Below are 18174 nucleotides of genomic sequence, written 5' to 3'. Positions count from 1 at the left end.
TCGCTTCAGTGGAGGAGCTGTCATGCGCTACCTGGTGCCGAGCCGCGGAACCGAAGCCTTCAACAACGTCGCCAAGTGGCTCACCGCTCGCGGGATCAGCCTGATGGGCAGCCGGGTGCTGGCGGTTCGCGGACGTAAGAGCGGCGAGATCCGGACCATCGTGGTGAACCTCTTCGAGCATGAGGGCGAGCGCTATCTGCTCTCCCCGCGCGGGCACACCCAGTGGGTCCGCAACCTGCGGGCCGCCGGTGAGGGCGAGCTGCGGCTGGGCCGCCGGACCGAGCGGTTCGTCCCGGTCGAGGTGGCCGACGCCGACAAGACTCCGCTGATCAGGCTCTATCTGCACAAGTGGGCATGGGAGACCGGCGCCTTCTTCGAGGGTCTGAAGGCCGACTCCCCCGACGCCGAGATCGCCGCCGCCGCGCCCGGCTTCCCCGTCTTCCGCCTGGTCGCCCGCTGAACCAACGCGGATCTGGTGACTCTCCGGCCGCGGCCGGGGCGCAGACCCACCAGATCGGCGGAGGAGCGCCGTCTACAGACGGGCGACGGCGGCCTCGGTGGACGGTGGCAGCGGACGGCGGTGACGCAGCGCCCACCGCAGCGAGCGGGCCACGTCCCACAGCGCGGGCGGCGATTCCCGCAGCGTGGCGGCAGCGGTGCGCACGACGACGCCCGTCGGGCGGCGCAGTACGGCGGTGAGCAGGCGGTTGCGGGCCTCGATGCGGTCCCGGGTGGTGCCGTCGCGACCGGCGGGCCGCGGGAAATGCCGTACCACCAGGGACGGGACGTAACACAACCACCAGCCCGCGGTGGTCATGTCCATCGCCAGGAGCGCCTCTTCCCCGTACACGAAGAGCTTTGGTTCGAAGCCTCCGACCTGGAGAAACGCCTCCCTCCGGACCACGACGGCGCAGGAGAGGAAGCCGAGGACCGCCGGACCGGGCGCGCCCACCGGAGCGCCGAGCGGAGCGGCTGCCTGCGCCGCCGAGACGGGATCCGGCCGCGCCGAGGGGCCGACAAGGACCTGGGCGGTCACCAGGCCGAGCCTCGGGTACGCGTCGAACAGCGCGGCCGCACGGGCGAGCGACCCCTCGGTCCAGTACGAGTCGTCGTCGGCGAAGGCCACGTACGGGGTGCCGGCCCGGCGGACGCCCTCGTTGCGGGCCGCCGCGCCGCGGTTCTCGCCGAGCCGCACCACCTCGATCGCCGGGAACGCCTCGGTGACCGCCGCGGGGCTGCCGTCGGTGGACGCGTTGTCCACCAGGATGACCGGGGCCCGGTGCTCGGGCAGCGTCTCGAACAGCCGGTCGCGCCGGTCGCGGGTCGCCACGACGACGGTGACCCGCGAACTCTCCGGGTTCACCGGCTCCGCCGCCCACGCTGGGTCGTTCACCGGCTCAGCGGCCTGCGAAGGGTCTTTCACCTGGTCAGCCGCCCGCGCAGCTCCTTGGCGAAGAAGTCGAGGAAGCCGTCCTGGTCGGGGCCGCTGTTCATCAGCACGATGTGGTCGTAACCGGCGTCGGTGTACTCCTTGACCTTCGCCACGTACGGCTCCGGGTCGGGACCGGCGACGAACATGGCACGGACGTCGCCCTCGGTGACGGTCGCGGCGGCGGCCTCGAAGTTGGCCGGGTTGGGCAGCTCGGACATCACCTTCCAGCCGGTGACGGCCCAGCGGGTGGTCCGGTGCGCCTCGGTGATCGCGGCCTGCTCGTCCGGCGCCCACGCGACGGGCACCTCGGCGTACCTCGGGCCCTGTCCGCCCTTGCCGGTGAAGGCCTCGACCAGGTCGGCGCGCGGCTCGGTGGCGAACAGACCGCTGCCGTGCGTGGCGGCCAGCTCGGCGGCGCGGCGGCCACCCGCTGCCACGGCGATCGCCGGCAGCACCTTCGGCAGGTCGAAGACCCGCGCGTCCTCAAGCTGAAGATATTTCCCCTGGTACGAGCGGTAGCCGCCCTTCCAGAGCAGGCTGATGATCTCGAGAGCCTCGCGGAGTCGCTCGTGCCGTTCGGCGATACTGCCGAAGCCCTGCCCGACGACGTGCTCGTTGAGCCGCTCCCCCGAGCCGACGCCGAGGGTGAACCGGCCGTCGGAGAGGATCGCCAGCGTGGCCGCGGCCTGCGCGATGATCGCGGGGTGGTACCGCACCGACGGGCAGGTCACGCCGGTGGCGAGTCCGAGCGTCCGGGTCTGCACGGCGATGGCGCTGAGCACGTTCCAGGCGAACGGCGAGTGTCCCTGCACGTCGAGCCAGGGGTGGTAGTGGTCGCTGATCTCGACGAAGTCGAACCCGGCCTCCTCGGCGCGGATCGCCTGGCGTACGAGCTCCTTGGGGTCGAAGGCTTCTGCGGCGAGCTTGTATCCGAGTCTCATGCCGCTGCCGATTCCCCTGGGGGAACGGGGCAAACGTGACAACCGAAGCTGCCACGCCTGCCCCGTGCCGGTCAGGAGGTCGCCGCGTGCTTCGCCTGGTCGCGTATGTCCTGCGCGTCCGACCTGGCGGTCTCCTTGGTGGTCTGCGCCGCGTCGCGGGCGGTCTCACGGACCTGCCCGGCGGCCTGCTGCACGGTCCCGCCGACCTCGTCCTTGAGTTCGGACGCGGCCTCCTTCACCCTGTCGGTGAGGTCGCCGCTGTGGTCCTTGAGCTGCTGCCCGGCCCGCCGCTCGGCGTCGGTCACCGGCATCAGCGAAGCGGTGAGCATGCCGACGCCGAAGGCGATGATGCCGGCCGCGAGCGGGTTGCCCTGCGTCTGCCGGGCGACCGCCTGGGGAGCCTCGCGGACCTTGTCCGCGGCGGCCGACGCCTTCTCGCTCGCGGTGCCGGTCAGGTCGGACGCACGGCGAGCCGCGCTGCCGGACAGGTCGGACGCCTTGTCGGAGATCCGGTGCGCCTGCTCGCGGGCGGCGTACCCGGTGTCCTCGGTGGTTCCCATGACTCTCTCCTTCACCGCGGTCCAGCGCCGCCGGGCGACCTGACGCGGGCTCGTCTTCTCGGCCAGCAGGTCGACGTCGCGGGTCAGCGACGCCCGGGTCCTCTCGATGTCGTTCCTCAGCCGGTCGGGTTCTTCAGCCATCGGGCGTCCTCCTTCAGCGTTTCCGCGGTGCGGCGCGGCACCGGGTCGACGGTCTTGAGCTTCTTGCGGCCGTTCACGAACAGGACCGCGCCGATGGCGCCCCAGATGATCGCGACGATCAGCGCCGCCCATCCGGGGTCCATCACGTTGCTGAGGCCGAACACGACGGCGAAGCTGAGCAGCACGACGGCCAGGTAGCCGGCGAAACCGGCGCCGCCGAGCATCCCGGCGGCCTTGCCGGCCTTCGTGGCCTCCTGCCGGATCTCCACCTTGGCGAGTTCGACCTCCTGGCGGAACAGCTGCGACAGGTCGTCGGTGATGTTGCCGATGATCTCGCCGACCGAGGTCTCGGCGACCCGGTCCTCGTGCTCGTTGCGGTACGGGGCTGTCATGACCGGTACCCCGGGCGGGTGGGGTCGACGGGGGCCAGCGGGTCGACGGGGTCGGCGGGAGCCAGCGGGTCGACGACGGCCGGGGTCCCGGTGCCGGTGCCCGCGTACTGGGTGGTGGCCGGGGTGACGTAGCCGGTGCCGGTCGCAGCCGGAACGTAGCCGACGGTGTCCGCTTCCGAGGTCTCGTAGGCGGTCGGCCGGTCGTACGCGGGGGCCGGCTCGTATGCCGAGGTGAAGGAGTCGGCGGCCGGCTTGCCGGCGTCGGGGTCGGCCTTGGCGACGCTCTTGCCGAGCCGCCCGACCACGAAACCGGCGGCCAGCGCGGTCGCCAGGAACGCACCGGGGCGGCGGCGGGCGAAGTCCTCGACCTCGCGCAGCACGCCGTCCGGGCCGTTGCGGTCCAGGTAGTCGGCGAACTGGCGGCCACCGTCGGCGATCCGGGACACCACGGCCGCGGCCGGCGAGTCGGACCGGTCGCCGCGCATCTCGTCGAGGTGATCGGCGGTCTGCCGGATGGAGCCGACCAGGCGCCCGTTCTGGGCGTGGGCGGACTCGGTCAGCTTTCCACGGATCTCCGACGCGACGGTCTGGGCCTGGGTGCGTGCTTCCGTCGCGACTCGCTGCGCCTGCTCCTTGGCGGTGCCGGCGACGTCGCCGGCGGCCTGACCGGCTGCGGCCCTGGTCTCTTGGGCGACCTGGCGGGGCTTCGACTGCCCGCCGGCTGTGCCGGGAGAAATGTCACTCATGTGCTCCTCCGAGGGGATTCACGTTGTTCGGGCTGGTCTGTTCGCTGTCGCGCACATCCGTCGACTACCCGGTCCACCGCGATCGATGCGGGTCCCGTTGTGGTGAATAGCGCAAAACCCCAGTTCATAAAACTGACGATCTTGGGTACGGCGTACCGCCCGGTTGTCTTCGAGGTCTTTGTTAGGGTCGCCAACCGTGAGTGGACTCAGCGGTGAACGTGTCATCGGCGGCCGGACCTACGACTTCTCCCGGCGGGTCGTGGTGATGGCGATCGTGAACCGCACGCCCGACTCCTTCCACGACAAGGGCCGCACGTTCGCGCTGGAGAAGGCGACCGAGGCGGTCCGGGCCGCGGCCGAGGACGGCGCCGACTGGATCGACATCGGTGGCGTGCCGTTCGCGCCCGGCCCCGAGGTGAGCGCCGCCGAGGAGCTGGACCGGGTGCTGCCGGTCGTCGAGGCGGCACGCGGGCTGGCCGTGGTCTCGGTCGACACGTTCCGCCCCGAGGTGGCGGCCGAGGTGATCAGGGCCGGCGCCGGGGTCGTCAACGACACCTCCGGCCTGCGTGACCCGGCGATGGCCGAGGCGGTCGCCGGCACCGACGCCCAGCTGGTGATCTGTCACAGCCTGGCCGCGCCGCGCACCGAGTATCCGAGCCCGCGCTACGGCGACGTGACCGCCGAGGTGGGCGCCTTCCTGCGGGAGAAGGTGGATCTGGCGCTGTCCCGCGGAGTCCGGCCGGACCAGATCATCATCGATCCCGGTCACGACCTGAACAAGAACACCCTCCACTCGCTGGAGCTGTGCCGCCGGCTGGAGGAGATCGCCGGGATCGGGTACCCCATGCTGGCGGCCCTGAGCAACAAGGACTTCATCGGCGAGACGCTGGATCGCCCGCAGCAGGAACGGCTCGCCGGCACGCTGGCCACAGTGGTGTTCTGCATCCTGCGCGGCGCCCGGATCATGCGAGTGCACGACGTGAAGGCCGCCACCGACGCGATCCGGATGACCGAGGCGATGCTCGGCTGGCGCGAGCCCGTGTACACCCGCCACAACATCTGACGAAACCCGTTTGCCCGCCGCTCGGCGGCGGTGCCATGCTCCGTCGTATGAGCTCAGGCCGCAGCCGGATGATGCGCCCCGTCCCGGGGCTGTTCGGCGTGCGCTAGCACGATCTTCCAACGACCAGGTCCCGCAGCGCGAGGGCCCGGTCGTTGCGGCTCCTCGCCGCCGCGGGCGAAGGAGAAGCCATGTCCTTCTACATCACGACGGCGATCCCGTACGTCAACGCGGCCCCACACCTGGGCCACGCGCTGGAACTGGTGCAGGCCGACGTGCTGGCCCGGCACCGGCGCCTGCGTGGTCAGGAGGTCCGTTTCCTGACCGGCACCGACGACAACGCCCTGAAGAACGTCACCGCTGCCCGTGCCGCCGGGGTGGACACCGCCACGTTCGTCGCGGCCGGCGCCGCCCGGTTCGCCGCGCTGCGCGAGCCGCTGGCACTGTCCTTCGACGACTTCATCGCGACCAGCACCGATGCCCGGCACACGCCCGGGGTGAATCGGCTGTGGCGGGAGTGCGCCGCGGCCGGTGACTTCTACCGGCGCGACTACACCGGGCTCTACTGCGGCGGCTGCGAGCAGTTCTACCAACCGGCCGAGCTGCCTGAGGGACGTTGTCCGGAACATCTTCAAGAGCCGGATGTCGTACGGGAGAGCAACTGGTTCTTCCGATTGTCGCGTCATCAGGACCGCATCGTGGAGCTGCTGGAGTCCGGGCGGGTCCGCATCGAGCCGGCGGCCCGGCGCAACGAGGTGCTCGCGTTCGTCCGCGCCGGCCTGACCGACTTCAGCGTGTCCCGTCCGGCCGTCCGTGCGGGCGGCTGGGGCATCCCCGTGCCCGGCGACCCGGAACAGGTCGTCTACGTGTGGTGGGACGCGCTGACCAACTACGTCACAGCTCTGGGTTACGGCACCGGCGATCCGGCGTACGACGAGTGGTGGGCCGGAGAGTCCGAGCGGGTGCACGTCATCGGCAAGGGCATCGTGCGTTTCCACGCCGTCCACTGGCTGGCGCTGCTGCTGTCGGCCGGTCTGCCGCTGCCCACGACGATCCTGGTGCACGACTACCTGACCGCCGGAGGGGTGAAGCTGTCGAAGAGTCTGGGCAACACCGTCGACCCGGCCGGGCTGGCCGCCCGCCACGGCACCGACGCGCTGCGGTGGTGGCTGCTGCGCGAGGTCGCCCCGGTCGGTGACACCGACTTCACCACCGCCCGGCTGATACACGGTGCCAACCGCGACCTGGCGCACGGCGTCGGCAACCTGGCGCACCGCACGACCAGCCTGCTGCACCGCCACCGCGACGGCCGGGTGCCCGCGCTGCCGGCGACCGTCGTGGCACCCCGGCTGTTCAGCGCGTGCGCCGCTCTGCCCGGCCGCGTCGACCGGGCGCTGGACGGTTTCGACTTCCGTGCGGCGACCGGCGCGCTGTGCGACGTCGTCGACCACGCCAACCGCCTGGTCGACGCCGAGCAGCCCTGGCATCTGGCCCGCTCCGGCGAACCGGCCGGCGCCGCCCGCTTCGACGACGTGCTCGCGACGCTCGTGCACGCGTGCCGCGTACTGGCCGGTGAACTGGCCCCGTTCCTGCCCGGCGGCGCCCAGCGGCTGAGCGGGCAGCTCGGCGACGGCACGCACACCGGCCCGCCCCGGGCGGTGTTCCCCCGCTGGGAGACGTGACCGGCGGCTCAGTCGTCGGCGGCCGGGAGGGTGCTGAGGAGCTCGGTGACCCACGGCTGGGGTGCGACGGCGTCGGGGCCGAGGACGCGCATCGCGCCGAGCACGGTGATCAGCATGCCGTGGGCGAAGAAGTCGCGCACCTCCTCGGCGGAGGCGCCGGTCAGCTCCCGGACCAGGGCGAACTGGTCGCCGTAGCACTGGCGCACGGCGTCACCGAGGCCCGGGTCGGACGCGGCGGCGAACCCGTGCAGCAGCACGACGAGCAGGTCGCGTTCGGCCAGGAGCTGCTTGTAGGCCTTGCCGAGCCCGCCGAGGGTCGGGTCGGCGGCGGCGGCCTCGCGCCAGATCTGCTGCACCCGGTCACCGGCGTGGCGGACGGTGGCCAGGAACAGGTCCTGTTTCGAACCGAAGAGCCGGATGACGTACGGCTGGGAGACGCCCGCGATCCTGGCCACCTGATCGGTCGTCGTGCCCGCGTAGCCGCCCTGCGCGAAGGCGGTGACCGCGGCCTCGACGAGCTGGACATGGCGTTCCTGGGCGGTGAGGCGGGTCCGGACCATGTTGACAGGTTATCAGTCGATGCATACCGTGCTTAGTTATCAGTGAATAACAACTTCGGGGAGACGCAGTGACCGCCGTCGCTGAGAAACGAAAGACCCGCCCGTTCGGCCTGGTGATCGCCGCCGTCGGCATCCCGGCCTTCATGGGCGCGCTGGACAACCTGGTCGTCAGCACCGCCCTGCCGGTCATCCGCACCGAGCTCGGGGCCTCCATCGCCGACCTGCAGTGGTTCGTCAACGCGTACACGCTGCCCTTCGCCGCCTTCCTGCTCACCGCGGCCGCCCTCGGTGACCGCATCGGCCGCCGCCGGATGTACCTGATCGGCATCGCCGTGTTCACCGCCGCGTCGGCTGCCGCCGCCCTGGCCACCGAGCCGTGGCAGCTCACCGCGGCCCGCGCCGTGCAGGGCCTGGGCGGTGCCGCCATCGCCCCGCTGTCACTCACACTGCTCGCCGCCGCGGTCCCCGACCGGTTACGCAACGCCGCGGTCGGCATCTGGGGCGGCATCACCGGTCTCGGTGTGGCGCTCGGACCGGTCATCGGCGGCGCGGTCGTCGACGGCCTCACCTGGAACTGGATCTTCTGGGTCAACGTGCCGATCGGCGTCGGCGCACTGGTGCTGGCCGCGGTGGTGCTCGACGAGTCCCGCGGCGGAGCCCGCCGGCTGGACCCGCTCGGCCTGCTGCTGTCGTCGAGCGGCATGCTGCTGCTGATCTGGGGCATCGTCGACGGGCCGGACCGCGGCTGGACCTCCGGCCGGGTGCCGGTCATGCTCACCGCCGGCGCCGCGCTGCTGGTCGCGTTCCTGGTCTGGCAGTCGCGCAACCCGGCGCCGATGCTGCCACTGGGCCTGTTCCGGTCGCGGTCGTTCAGCCTGGTCAACGTCGTGACGCTGACATTCTCGGCGGGCGCGTTCGGGTCGGTCTTCCTGCTGGCCCAGTTCTTCCAGGTGGTGCAGGGCCTCACGCCGCTCGAGTCGGGGCTGCGCACCCTGCCGTGGACCGCCGCGCCGATGGTGGTCGCGCCGCTGGCCGGCATCTTCGGCGCCCGGATCGGCCTGCGCAACCTGGTAGTGGCCGGGCAGGTCCTCCTGGCCGCCGGCATCCTGTGGATCGGCCTGGCCACCTCGACCGACGCCGGCTACGGCGACTTCGTCGGCGCGTTCCTCCTGGCCGGCATCGGGATGGGCCTCACCTTCGCGCCGATCAGCACGATCACCCTGGCCAGCGTGTCCGAACAGCAGCGCGGGGTGGCCTCGGGCGCCAACAACACGATCCGCGAGTTCGGCGTGGCGGCCGGGGTGGCGGTGCTCTCCTCGATCTTCAGCAGCCACGGCGGCTTCACGAGCGGACAGGACTTCGTGGACGGTGTCGTCCCCGCGGTACTGGCCGGTGCGGCGATCCTGGCCGTCGGTGCGGTCGTCGCCACCCGCCTTCCCGCCAAGATTTGAAACAACCTGTTGCGTGGACGCAACACGGCTGCAACGATGACCTTCGATTCTGCGCCGCCCGGTCATCGCGCGATCCCCCGGCCCCGTCCAGCCGGCCCGGATCACGCGTCACGCTCTCCCCGATCCGGGCAGCACAGAATCCTGTGAGAGGAAACAGCGTGTGCCGGCCCTCCGACCGGCACACGCCTCCAGCCCCCGGCGGCCTGCTGCCGTCCGCACCGGCCGCCGGGGCCCGCACCGGGCCCATCGTGATCGTTGCCAATCCCTCCACCGCTGTGATTGCGTGCGGTGACCACCGGCGGCGGAGGGAGCTCGATGGACGACGCGGAGTCCTATCTCGCCCCGCCCAGCCCGAGCCTCGTGACGATCTGCTCCGCGGCCGGTGACTTCCTCGGCACGGGCTTCTTCGTCGCCGACCGGATCGTGGCCACCTGTGCCCACGTGGTGGAGAAGAACGACACCGTCACCGTCGACTGGTCGGGGACCCTGCTCGACGGCGCGGTCCTGGTCCGGGACCCGCCGACGCGCGAGGGCAGGCGCTACTACCCCGAGCCGGACATCGCGTTCGTCGGCGTCGAGACGATCGACCACCCGAGTGTCCACCTGGAGACAAGTCCTCTGACCCGCGGTGTGCCGGCTCTGTTCATCGAGGGCTTCACCAGGATCAACCTCAATGAGCGGGTCGGGCTCGAACGCCGCCGGACCCCGGTCATCGGCGAGTCCGGCCGCTACGTGCTGCTCGACGACGCGTTGATCAAACCCGGCATGAGCGGCTCACCGATCGCCGACGAGGACGGCATGGCCAGCGTGCGCGGCATGCTCAAGTCCGGTCGGCTGGCCCAGGGCAACAGCGCCTACATGGTCCCGGCCTGGGAGATCCGCAAGTCGTTCCGCGAGAACCGCCGGCTGCTGCGCGCGCACATGCGCGACCGGCCGCCGCTGCTGCGGCCCCGTCCCGGCACGATGCTGCACAGCCTGGTCACCGCCCAGCGCGAGGCCGCCGAGCGCTACCCGTATCAGGTGGCGAAGCTGACCCGCCGCGAACCGCCTCCCCTGTCGGCCGTCTACGTCGAGCAGCGCACCCGCTCCAGCGCCGGCCGGGCCGGCGAACCGGTTCTGATCAGCCCGGTCGAGCTGCTGCACCGGCACCGCAACGCGCTGATCGTCGGTGGCCCGGGCGGCGGCAAGAGCACGCTGCTGCAGCAGCTCGTGGGCGCCTCCGCCTCCTGGTGGCTGCGCGAGCCCGGCGACGCGGGCGAACCGGACGAGCCGCCACTGGGCCGGGTGGTGGCCGTGCGGGCGGCCGCACAGGGCCTGCTCGGCGGCGACGCCTGGTTCACCGCACTGGCCCGTGCCGTCAACCACGACCTCGGCGGCAGCCTCGACGTACCGCTGACCGCCGACTTCTTCCGCCAGGCCCCGGCACCCGGCGCCGACTGGCTGATCCTCGTCGACGGCCTCGACGAGGTCCTCGACCGCGGGCTGCGTCAGGATCTGATCCGGCTCCTCGGCTTCCGGGTCGGGCAGTACGGCACCACCACCCGGTTCGTGGTGGCCAGCCGCCCACTGGAGGTCCACGAGTTCGGGCGCCTGCGATCCAGCCTCACCGGCAACGACCGCACCAAACGGCTCGGCGAGTACGACCTGCGGCCGTTCGACCGGGAGGCCGTCCATCGGTTCGCCGGCAACTGGTTCCGCCCGCTCGGCGCCGAACACTCCACCGTGGAGCCGAAGGAGTTCCTCGACGCCATCACCCTGGCCGGGCTAGGCCCGCTGGTGGAGGTGCCGCTGCTCGCCACCATCACGGCCATCGTCTTCGAGGAGAAACCCGCCCTGCCGCTACCGCTGGACCGGGCCGGCCTCTACAAGAGCTTCGTGTTCGTGCTGCTCACACTCCGGGTGCAGCGATTCGGGGCGCGCGAGGCGCTGCGGGAGCAACTGGCACCACTCGGCCGGCAGGCGGAGGACCTCGGCGAGCGGATGGTCGACGACCGCCTGCCCTGCCTGAGCAACCTGGCCGTGCGGTTCCTGCGGTCCGGCCACCCGCCGGGTGACTCGCTGGCGGACTGGTTCACCTCTCGATACCCCAGAGCGCCGTTCGGGGTCACCGTGGAGCATCTGCGCGGCCTTCTGCTGGACACGGGACTGCTCAGCGCGTACGGCGACGACCTGGTCTTCATCCATCAGAGCTTCGCCGAGTACCTGGCCTCGCTGGAGCTGGTCGACGAGTTCGACCCGGACGCGTGGCTGAACCGCGTACGCGGCACCGGGCCGGACAGCCTCGGCCTGTTCACGCTGGCCGCCTGGGGCGCCGCCGGCAACGACACCCGCCCGGTCGTCGAGGCCCTGATGGCACCCGGCGAGCGCCGCGAGTTCCCGCACCTGAGCCAGGCCGCCGCGGTGATCCAGGACGGTGGGGTGCTGGCCGCCGGCAACGCCGACGAGATCATCGGACTCGCCGAGACGGCCGTCCGCGAGGTCGCCGACCGGTCCGGCCGTCATGTGCTGGACCTGCCACGGCGCCCGTCGCAGCGGCCGGCCGACTGGTTCCTGCCGGCGATCCACGAGGCGCTGCGCGCGGTCCTGCAACGGACCCGGGACACCGACCGGGTGGCCCGGCTGGTCGGCGACGACCGGCTGTCGATCGGCAAGCGGGCCGAGGCCGCCCGGGTCCTGATCACCAGCGACGACCCGGCGAACCGCGACGCCGGACTCACCCAGCTGGTGCGGCTCGCCTACGAGACACGGCTGAGCGACGAGGAACGGCTCTGGGCGCTGTACGTGATCGTCGACTCCGGTCCGCCGCACGAGCGGCGGCACGCCCTGCAGCGGCTCGTCCAATTCGTCGAGACGGCGGCCGACACCGGGGGCCGGGTCACCGCCATGAACCTGCTGCGCCGCCTCGACGAGATGCCGGCGGCCGCACAGGCCCTGCTGCGGCGGGCGCTGGAGCCGTCGTTGCCGGCCGACCTGCGCCAGGAGGCCGGTGCGCTGCTCGAGGCCTACGTGCTGGAGCCGGAGTTCCCGTGGAGCGCCGATCTCGACGCGGAACCCGGTGACGACCTGGCGGAACAGACCTGGTCGGCACTGACCGTGCGGCCGATCAGGATCGAGTCACCGGTGTTCGCCGGCATCGACGCCCTCATCCAGGCCTACGGGCCGGAGCAGGCCGCGGCGACGATCGGGCGGTTCAACCGGTCCCGTGCCGTCAGCTGGACCGCGCGAAGGGGATACCTCGCCGACATCGCCCGGCAGGTACGTCTCACCGACCGGGGCCCGGTACGGGACCGCCACGAGTGGCTCGGCTGGAACTCCGCGCTGCTGCTCGCCTCCGACCCGCAGGAGCCCTGGAGCCGCCGCATCGACGTCCTCACCGGCTTCGCGCGGGCCGTACCGGACCGGACGCCGGACATGATCGCCGTCCTGTCCGGCTGGATGCACGACGACGCCGTGCCGCGCCGCGACCGGCGGAGGGTGCTGTCCGCCCTGCTGCGCCACCTCGACGACGAGCAGATCCGGGCTCTGGCACTGGACGCCGGCCTGCCGGTGCGGCTGCGGGCCGTCGCGGCCGCCACCTACGGGGTGCGCAGCCGGCCGGCCGAGGCGCGTGAGCTGCTGACCGGGATGGCCGAGGCACCCGGTGCGGGCCGGTGGACCCGATGGTCCTGCCGTGCGTGGCGGGCGGCCCTGCCGCTGTTGATCCGCACCCGGTACACCGGCTGACCGCGCGGGGCGGGCAGCTCACGACCAGGGCGGGGAGAAGGACGGCACCACGGCGAGGAGGTCCTGCCACCACACGCCGATCGGCGAGGCGCAGCCGTCCACGGGATTGCGGTCGCACCAGCTCCGGTCCCAGATCACCAGGGCCGCCACGCTCGCCATCAGCATCCACTCCGGACCGGAGCGCCGCAGCGACGACGCGGAAGAGTACACCCACTCCCGGATGTGTTCCCGCGCGAACCGGGGACCGGCGACACCCCAGTCCCCGAGCGTGTGGTGCACCCCGGTCAGCGGCAACCGGACCGCGCGGAACGTCCGCGCGAGAACGAAATCGGTCACCAGTGCCACCGCCGTCACCGTCCCGGTCACCACCACGGTGGCCGGGAGCACCACGTAGTGCTGGGCCCACGGCAACACCCGGCGGACCACGACCCGCGGCGCGGCGAGCACCAGCAGCACGACCGCGGGCAGCACGACGATCTCCCGCAGCCCGGCCGGCAGCCACGCGGCGAGACCGGCCAGCCACTCCTGCAGGCCGTCGATAGCGCCCATGGCGCCGGTCAGCGTGTCAGCCACGGCGATCCGCACCGGACGGTGCCGTCTCCGGCGGTGCCGCGTCCGGCCGTGCCGCGTCCGGCCGTGCCGCGCCGGGGGTGAGCATGCCGCCCATCCGGGTCACCAGCTCCTGGAAGCGGGCCAGTGCCTGTCCGGCCGTACCGCCGGCGCCGTGCTCGGCGACCGCGCGTCCGGCCAGGTCCGCCAGCTCCTGCAGAAGCTGGACCGAACCGGCCTCACCCGGATCGCCCGGCTCCACGTCATCGTCGTCGTCGGCGGCGAGGACCTGGATGACCCGGTCACCGGTGAAGGTCTCGGCCGGTGCCACATGCGCCCGCAGGCCCGTCAGCCGCAGGCCGCCGGGCACGGTCAGGTCCTCGGCGAACGCGCCCGCCATCCGCTCGCGCAGGTCGGTGAGCGGCAGCGGCCCCGGCGGCAGGGCACCGGCGATGCGATCCCGGAGGACGATCATGCAGTGGTACGCCGGATCGCTGATCCGCTCGACCACCGCATCCGCAGGCTCGGTGACCGTCCATCTGCCCTGGACGGACACCATGTGCGCGGCGGCCACCTCGAACGACATCGAGAACCCGTGCGGGGTCGTGTCGATCCGGTAGCCGAGCCGCGGCCCGAGGAAGAACATCTCCCCGGCCGTGTAGCCGCCCGGCGGCGAGTGCAGGCGCCCGGACCGGTGCCGGAAGACCAGGGCGGTGCCGGGAGCGGGGGCGCGAGACCGGTTGAGCGGCAGCCGCCGCAGTTCCTCGATGTAGAGGATCGGATTGCTGAAGCCATCGGCGCTCACCGCTCGGACGAGCGGGACTTCCTGTGACGGCTCGGGCAAGTAAGCTCCTCGGCAAGCGGCGACGCTGAAGCTGGAAGTCATCGTAACCAGTGGTGAGTGGCGGGTGACCATGCAGATTTCCGACGCCGGCGGTCTACAGGGGACGACGGTGTGGTCCTCCGACGGTGAGGACCTGGGCGACGTCGGCGACGTGCACGTCCTCGACCGCGCGGTGCAGCCGCTGCTGGTCACCTTCCCGTCCGCCAGTGACACCCCGGCGGTGGCGCCGCTGTTCGGCGCCGAGCTGCGTGAGGACGGCCTGGTGCTGGCCTATCCCGCCGAGCGGGTGCGGTCCGGCCCCACGGTCGGCGCGGGCGTCGTCCTGTCGACCGGCGAGGTGATCGCGGTGCTGGCCTTCTACGGCCGGCAGGTGAGCGCCGCCGGGCCGCTGACCGAGCGCCTCGACGGTGTCGGCGACGTCGGGTACGGCGAGGTGCAGGCCGTGCCGAGCCTGCCGGACATCGGTGACGACGACCTGCCACCGATCGTGGTGACCCGGCCGTCACACTCCGGGTGACACGATGACCGCACCCCTTCCCGAGCCGGAGCCCAGTCCTCTCGCCGCGGCCAACCAGCGGATCCGGGACACCGCGAAGTGGCTGGTCGCGAGTGCCGCGGCGATCGGTGCCGCGCTGATCGCGGGCAGTCAGCTGTCCAGCATCGGCCGTCTCGAGGCGGGCTGGCCGACGAGCGAGGCGACCGCGCGGCTGTGGGTGGCCACGGCGGGCGCGGTGGTCGGGCTGACCGCGGTGGTGTTCGCGATCACCGCGGCGCTGCGGGTGCTGCTCCCGGTCCAGGTGCTGATCGCCGACCTGGCCGAGAGCTGGGAGAAGCCGGGGCCCGACATGCGCCCGGTGGTCGAGTTCTTCCGGCGCCGGCCGAAGTTCCTGCAGGGCACCGCCACCCCGGCCGACCTCGCCGACCGCCGTGCCCGCCTGGTCGAGAGGCTGGGCAAGGACGGCGCACCTGCCGACCTGCACGAGCGGATCGAGGCGATGGACCGCCGGATCGAGGCCGTCGAGGACGTCGCGAGCCACGAAGCGCTCAAGGTCGCGTTCGAGCGCTGTCTGCGGCGGCTGCTGGTCGCGGCCGCGGTCGCGGCGGTCGGCATCGTGGCGTTCGCCTGGGCCGCCAACCCGCCGGCCAAGACGGTCACCGCCGACCTGCGCAACGCCAGGCTGTCCGGTGCGTTCCTGCGCGACGCCGACCTGCGCAACGCCAAACTCGACGGCGCCGACCTGACCGGGGCGGACCTGACCGGCGCCGACCTGACCGGGGCGTCGCTGACCAAGGTCGTCTGGTCGCGGACCACCTGCCCGGACGGTTCGGTCAGCGACGAGAACGCCGGCACCTGCCAGGGACACCTGAGCCCCGGCTGACCGGCACGCGCCGGCCGCCGGGGCACCGGTGATCAGCCGATCTGCACCCACACGTCGTCGAGAGTGCCGTGGAACTGGTCGTTGTTCTGGCCGACACCCTTGCCGCCGACGGTGAACGGCTCCGCCGAGTCGATCGTCAGGTCGGCCGGGACCGCGGTGACGGCCTCGAGCCGGTCGTCGACGAGGATCGCCAGGCTCGGCCCGTTGCGGCGGCACTCCAGGGAGTGCCATTTGCCGTCGGCCACCGAGGTACGGCTACGCGCCACGTGCACGGCCGTCCCGGAGCCGATGCCGCAGCTGGGCTTGCCGGAGAGCCCGTCGACCTGCAGCTTGTACTGCCCGCCCGACGTCGCGTAACCCTTCTGCAGGATGTTCTCGCCCCGGCCGGTCTCCGCCGGGGACAGCAGTACGCCCGCCCCGTACCGCAGAGGCTTGGTCCCGGGGTTGAGGTCGGGGGTGTCCTCCGCCTGCAGGATCAGACGCGGGCACTGTCCGCCACCGACACCGCACTTGGCCGGGAAGCGCAGGGCCTGACCGTCCCCGTGCGGAATCATCGTCGGCGCGCCACCGTAGCGGGAGACGGTCCGCAGCAGATGGCCGTGCCCGGAGCCGTCGTCGAACGTACCGTCGGAGATGGTCGTGTCGAAGTTGTAGGCGGCGACGTCACCGATCGCCGCCTTCTCGAGCCGCGGCGCCACCCCGCTGAAGGTCACGTAGCGCTTCCGGCTCACACCGCCCACCATGGTGAAGTCACCGACCGCGCTGACCGCACCGAGGCGCGGGCTGGCAGCCAGTTGCCGGGTTCCGGCGACGCCGTTGGCCTGCGGCGCCCAGTCGAGCAGATTGCCCTCGCGGTCGACGGCGGCGAGCTTGCCGCGGACCACCGAACCGTCGGTGCAGATCCCGCGGGTCCCGTTGTTGGTGGTGGTGCAGGCCTTGTCGAAGTGCCCGCCCACATAGATCACGTCGTCGAGCTGGGTGATCGCCTGGGCGTCACCGTCGAAGACGCGGGTCCATCGGGCCTGTCCGTCCCGGGTGTACGACACTGCCCGCCCGCCGAGCCCGCCGAGCGCCGCGTAGACCCCGTCCGGGTGGGCGGCCAGCGCGAACACCTGCGACACGGGTTTGGGCAGGAAGGTCTTGTCGAGCACACCGGTCGCCGGGTCCACGGCAGCCAGCCGCAGGGTCGAGCGCACGCCGTTCGTCTTGTGGAAACTGCCGCCCAGGTAGACGCGGTCACCGGTGACGGCGAGCGCGTTGACCGTGTCGTCGGTGGTGGGCGCCCAGGTGTCGAGAGCGCCGGTGGCCGCGGTGAACGCCGCCAGGTTGGAGCGCGGCTGACCGTCCACACCGGTGATCCGCCCGCCCAGGTAGACCCGCCCGTGTCCCGCCGCGATCGCGTTCGGCTGTCCGAGAACGCTGTGCTTCAACGGTGTCACGGTGCCGTCGGTGGCGTTGATGCCGGCGACCGCGTCCCGGGCCTCGCCGTTGATCGTGTCGAAGTCACCGGCCGCGTAGACGACCCCCGCGTCGACGGCGAGGGCCCGCACGTTGGCGTCGGCGACCGGTTTCCACTCGTGCAGCGCACCGGTGCGGGCGTCGAACGCGGCGAGCCGGGTCCGGGCGACGGTGCGGCCGCCGGCGGACGCGCTGGTGAAGTTGCCGCCGACGTAGACGGTGTCACCGGCATGGGCGACGGCGTAGACCGGGCCGTTGAACGAGGGTGCCGTGGACGGCTGAGACGAGACGATCTCCGCGAACGCCGTGCCGCCGGCCGCGACCAGGACTGTTGCGAGGCCGGTGATGATCGCACGGCGGAGCACGGTTCTAGCCTTTTTGGGGATGTTTGCCACGTAGGTAGCTAACTTCTGAGATCCGCAAAAGTAGCGGCGGGGACTATGCTCCGCCGTACGCCATCGACGTCTTTCGTCATTTGCCTTCGGAGGGTGACGCCGTGCGACAGAGCCGCCGCACCATCGAGACCGCCGCCCTGCTCGCGGCCTCGGCCGTGCTCGTGGCGGGATGCGACGGGATCGAGATCGAGGTCCCGGCCGGCTCCCTGCCCGCTCCGGTCAGCATCGCGCCCGTCCCGTCCGCGTCCGCCGGACAGCCGGAGTACGTCTGCACCGCGGTCTACAAGATCCTCACCGACGGCGCGGTCCGTCTGGCCGAGCACACCGTCAACAACGACACCGAGGGCCTGAAGCGCACCTTCGCCGACATGTCGGCCCAGGTGTCGGCGGCCGGCGGCAAGAGCACCGACGCCGCCCAGCGCACCGCCACCGAGGCGATCTCCGGCGCCCTCGCCGACGGATCCCGGCTGACCGATCCGAAGACGTTCCTCGAGGGCGACTTCGCCATCATCGGCCGGAGACTCGACGGCACCTGCACCTAGGACGCGTGTGCGACTACTCGGGTTTGTGTGGGCGTTGAGTAAGTCACCGAGAGCTGTGACTGTGTATCTCCGTTGGCGAAGCTGAGCGCGTTAGGTGGCGATGTCGATGGCGGCGGCCACCACCGTCGCCGGCCCGACTGAAAATTGACTCGCCGCGTCAGCGGGATTGTCGATGTAATTTCTCCATGCGTATCACCGCGGGAACCGTCGCCGACGGCATCCGTGAACAGCTCTTCATGGTCGGCGACATCCCTGGAGTGCTCTGGACGCCCGCCGAAGGCTCCGGTCCCCGTCCACTGGTCCTGATTGGGCACGGCGG

Annotated in this window: 17 protein-coding genes; 8 read left to right on the top strand and 9 right to left on the bottom strand. The window is 71.9% G+C overall.

Annotated elements, in window-relative coordinates; translation table 11 throughout:
• Positions 1–22: 22 nt before the first annotated feature.
• Positions 23–460, top strand: coding sequence for a nitroreductase family deazaflavin-dependent oxidoreductase (locus CLV67_RS33695; RefSeq protein WP_106325739.1), 438 nt, complete (start codon positions 23–25; stop codon positions 458–460).
• Positions 461–532: 72 nt separating this feature from the next.
• Here the strand turns inward: CLV67_RS33695 and CLV67_RS33690 are convergent, their stop codons facing one another.
• From CLV67_RS33690 to CLV67_RS33670, 5 genes are all read right to left on the bottom strand, one after another.
• A complete protein-coding gene (locus CLV67_RS33690) occupies positions 533–1393 on the bottom strand; it encodes a glycosyltransferase family 2 protein (protein ID WP_239166937.1) in 861 nt (286 codons plus the stop codon).
• A gap of 26 nt (positions 1394–1419) precedes the next feature.
• Positions 1420–2373: a TIGR03557 family F420-dependent LLM class oxidoreductase gene (locus CLV67_RS33685; RefSeq protein WP_106325737.1), complete on the bottom strand. Its 954-nt coding sequence runs from the start codon at positions 2371–2373 to the stop codon at positions 1420–1422.
• Positions 2374–2444: 71 nt separating this feature from the next.
• A complete protein-coding gene (locus CLV67_RS33680) occupies positions 2445–3074 on the bottom strand; it encodes a DUF3618 domain-containing protein (protein WP_106325735.1) in 630 nt (209 codons plus the stop codon).
• Positions 3050–3466 carry a phage holin family protein gene (locus CLV67_RS33675; protein ID WP_106325733.1) on the bottom strand — a complete coding sequence of 139 codons (417 nt, stop codon included), beginning with the start codon at positions 3464–3466 and terminating at the stop codon, positions 3050–3052. Before CLV67_RS33675 ends, CLV67_RS33680 begins: the two co-directional genes overlap by 25 nt.
• A complete protein-coding gene (locus tag CLV67_RS33670; protein WP_203737833.1) occupies positions 3463–4212 on the bottom strand; it encodes a hypothetical protein in 750 nt (249 codons plus the stop codon). The genes CLV67_RS33675 and CLV67_RS33670 overlap by 4 nt, the downstream gene beginning before the upstream one ends.
• Positions 4213–4408: 196 nt before the next feature.
• Between CLV67_RS33670 and folP the strand changes: the two genes are divergently transcribed.
• Both folP and CLV67_RS33660 read left to right on the top strand, forming a co-directional pair.
• A complete protein-coding gene (gene folP / locus CLV67_RS33665; protein WP_203737835.1) occupies positions 4409–5275 on the top strand; it encodes a dihydropteroate synthase in 867 nt (288 codons plus the stop codon).
• A 188-nt stretch (positions 5276–5463) separates the two neighbouring features.
• Positions 5464–6954, top strand: a complete 1491-nt coding sequence (locus tag CLV67_RS33660) for a methionine--tRNA ligase (protein ID WP_106325731.1) — start codon at positions 5464–5466, stop codon at positions 6952–6954.
• Positions 6955–6962: 8 nt separating this feature from the next.
• Here CLV67_RS33660 and CLV67_RS33655 read toward each other — a convergent pair whose 3' ends face one another.
• Complete coding sequence (locus CLV67_RS33655) at positions 6963–7514, bottom strand: TetR/AcrR family transcriptional regulator (protein ID WP_106325729.1); 552 nt, start codon at positions 7512–7514, stop codon at positions 6963–6965.
• Positions 7515–7582: 68 nt separating this feature from the next.
• Between CLV67_RS33655 and CLV67_RS33650 the strand changes: the two genes are divergently transcribed.
• A complete protein-coding gene (locus CLV67_RS33650) occupies positions 7583–8965 on the top strand; it encodes an MFS transporter (protein ID WP_106325727.1) in 1383 nt (460 codons plus the stop codon).
• A gap of 315 nt (positions 8966–9280) precedes the next feature.
• Positions 9281–12688: a serine protease gene (locus CLV67_RS33645; RefSeq protein ID WP_146169391.1), complete on the top strand. Its 3408-nt coding sequence runs from the start codon at positions 9281–9283 to the stop codon at positions 12686–12688.
• Between the two features lie 18 nt (positions 12689–12706).
• Here CLV67_RS33645 and CLV67_RS33640 read toward each other — a convergent pair whose 3' ends face one another.
• Together CLV67_RS33640 and CLV67_RS33635 are read right to left on the bottom strand one after the other, a co-directional pair.
• Positions 12707–13261 carry a hypothetical protein gene (locus tag CLV67_RS33640; protein ID WP_146169390.1) on the bottom strand — a complete coding sequence of 185 codons (555 nt, stop codon included), beginning with the start codon at positions 13259–13261 and terminating at the stop codon, positions 12707–12709.
• Entirely contained in the window at positions 13254–14042 is a 789-nt protein-coding gene (locus CLV67_RS33635) for a hypothetical protein (RefSeq protein ID WP_106325721.1), read from the bottom strand. The genes CLV67_RS33640 and CLV67_RS33635 overlap by 8 nt, the downstream gene beginning before the upstream one ends.
• A 103-nt stretch (positions 14043–14145) precedes the next feature.
• Between CLV67_RS33635 and CLV67_RS33630 the strand changes: the two genes are divergently transcribed.
• Both CLV67_RS33630 and CLV67_RS53755 read left to right on the top strand, forming a co-directional pair.
• Positions 14146–14598 (top strand): hypothetical protein, encoded by a 453-nt coding sequence (locus tag CLV67_RS33630; protein WP_106325719.1) that lies wholly within the window; start codon positions 14146–14148, stop codon positions 14596–14598.
• A 4-nt stretch (positions 14599–14602) separates the two neighbouring features.
• A complete protein-coding gene (locus tag CLV67_RS53755) occupies positions 14603–15460 on the top strand; it encodes a pentapeptide repeat-containing protein (protein ID WP_239166938.1) in 858 nt (285 codons plus the stop codon).
• 32 nt (positions 15461–15492) lie between these two features.
• On the opposite strand, the gene CLV67_RS33620 is transcribed toward CLV67_RS53755, so the two are convergent.
• Positions 15493–17283, bottom strand: coding sequence for a LamG domain-containing protein (locus CLV67_RS33620; protein ID WP_239166939.1), 1791 nt, complete (start codon positions 17281–17283; stop codon positions 15493–15495).
• Between the two features lie 131 nt (positions 17284–17414).
• On the opposite strand from CLV67_RS33620, the gene CLV67_RS33615 reads away from it, so the two are divergent.
• Positions 17415–17855, top strand: a complete 441-nt coding sequence (locus CLV67_RS33615) for a hypothetical protein (RefSeq protein WP_239166940.1) — start codon at positions 17415–17417, stop codon at positions 17853–17855.
• The last annotated feature ends 319 nt before the right edge of the window (positions 17856–18174 follow it).

Source organism: Actinoplanes italicus (genome assembly GCF_003001815.1).
GTDB classification, from domain to species: domain Bacteria; phylum Actinomycetota; class Actinomycetes; order Mycobacteriales; family Micromonosporaceae; genus Actinoplanes; species Actinoplanes italicus.
The sequence above is the reverse complement of the archived record's forward strand: the minus strand, read 5'-3'. Positions and strand labels throughout refer to the sequence as shown.

Coding starts and splice junctions, on each gene's coding strand:
- CLV67_RS33695 (WP_106325739.1), top strand. CDS start 23: ATGCGCTACCTGGTGCCGAGCCGCGGAACCGAAGCCTTCAACAACGTC.
- CLV67_RS33685 (WP_106325737.1), bottom strand. CDS start 2,373: ATGAGACTCGGATACAAGCTCGCCGCAGAAGCCTTCGACCCCAAGGAG.
- CLV67_RS33680 (WP_106325735.1), bottom strand. CDS start 3,074: ATGGCTGAAGAACCCGACCGGCTGAGGAACGACATCGAGAGGACCCGG.
- CLV67_RS33675 (WP_106325733.1), bottom strand. CDS start 3,466: ATGACAGCCCCGTACCGCAACGAGCACGAGGACCGGGTCGCCGAGACC.
- CLV67_RS33670 (WP_203737833.1), bottom strand. CDS start 4,212: ATGAGTGACATTTCTCCCGGCACAGCCGGCGGGCAGTCGAAGCCCCGC.
- CLV67_RS33660 (WP_106325731.1), top strand. CDS start 5,464: ATGTCCTTCTACATCACGACGGCGATCCCGTACGTCAACGCGGCCCCA.
- CLV67_RS33655 (WP_106325729.1), bottom strand. CDS start 7,514: ATGGTCCGGACCCGCCTCACCGCCCAGGAACGCCATGTCCAGCTCGTC.
- CLV67_RS33645 (WP_146169391.1), top strand. CDS start 9,281: ATGGACGACGCGGAGTCCTATCTCGCCCCGCCCAGCCCGAGCCTCGTG.
- CLV67_RS53755 (WP_239166938.1), top strand. CDS start 14,603: ATGACCGCACCCCTTCCCGAGCCGGAGCCCAGTCCTCTCGCCGCGGCC.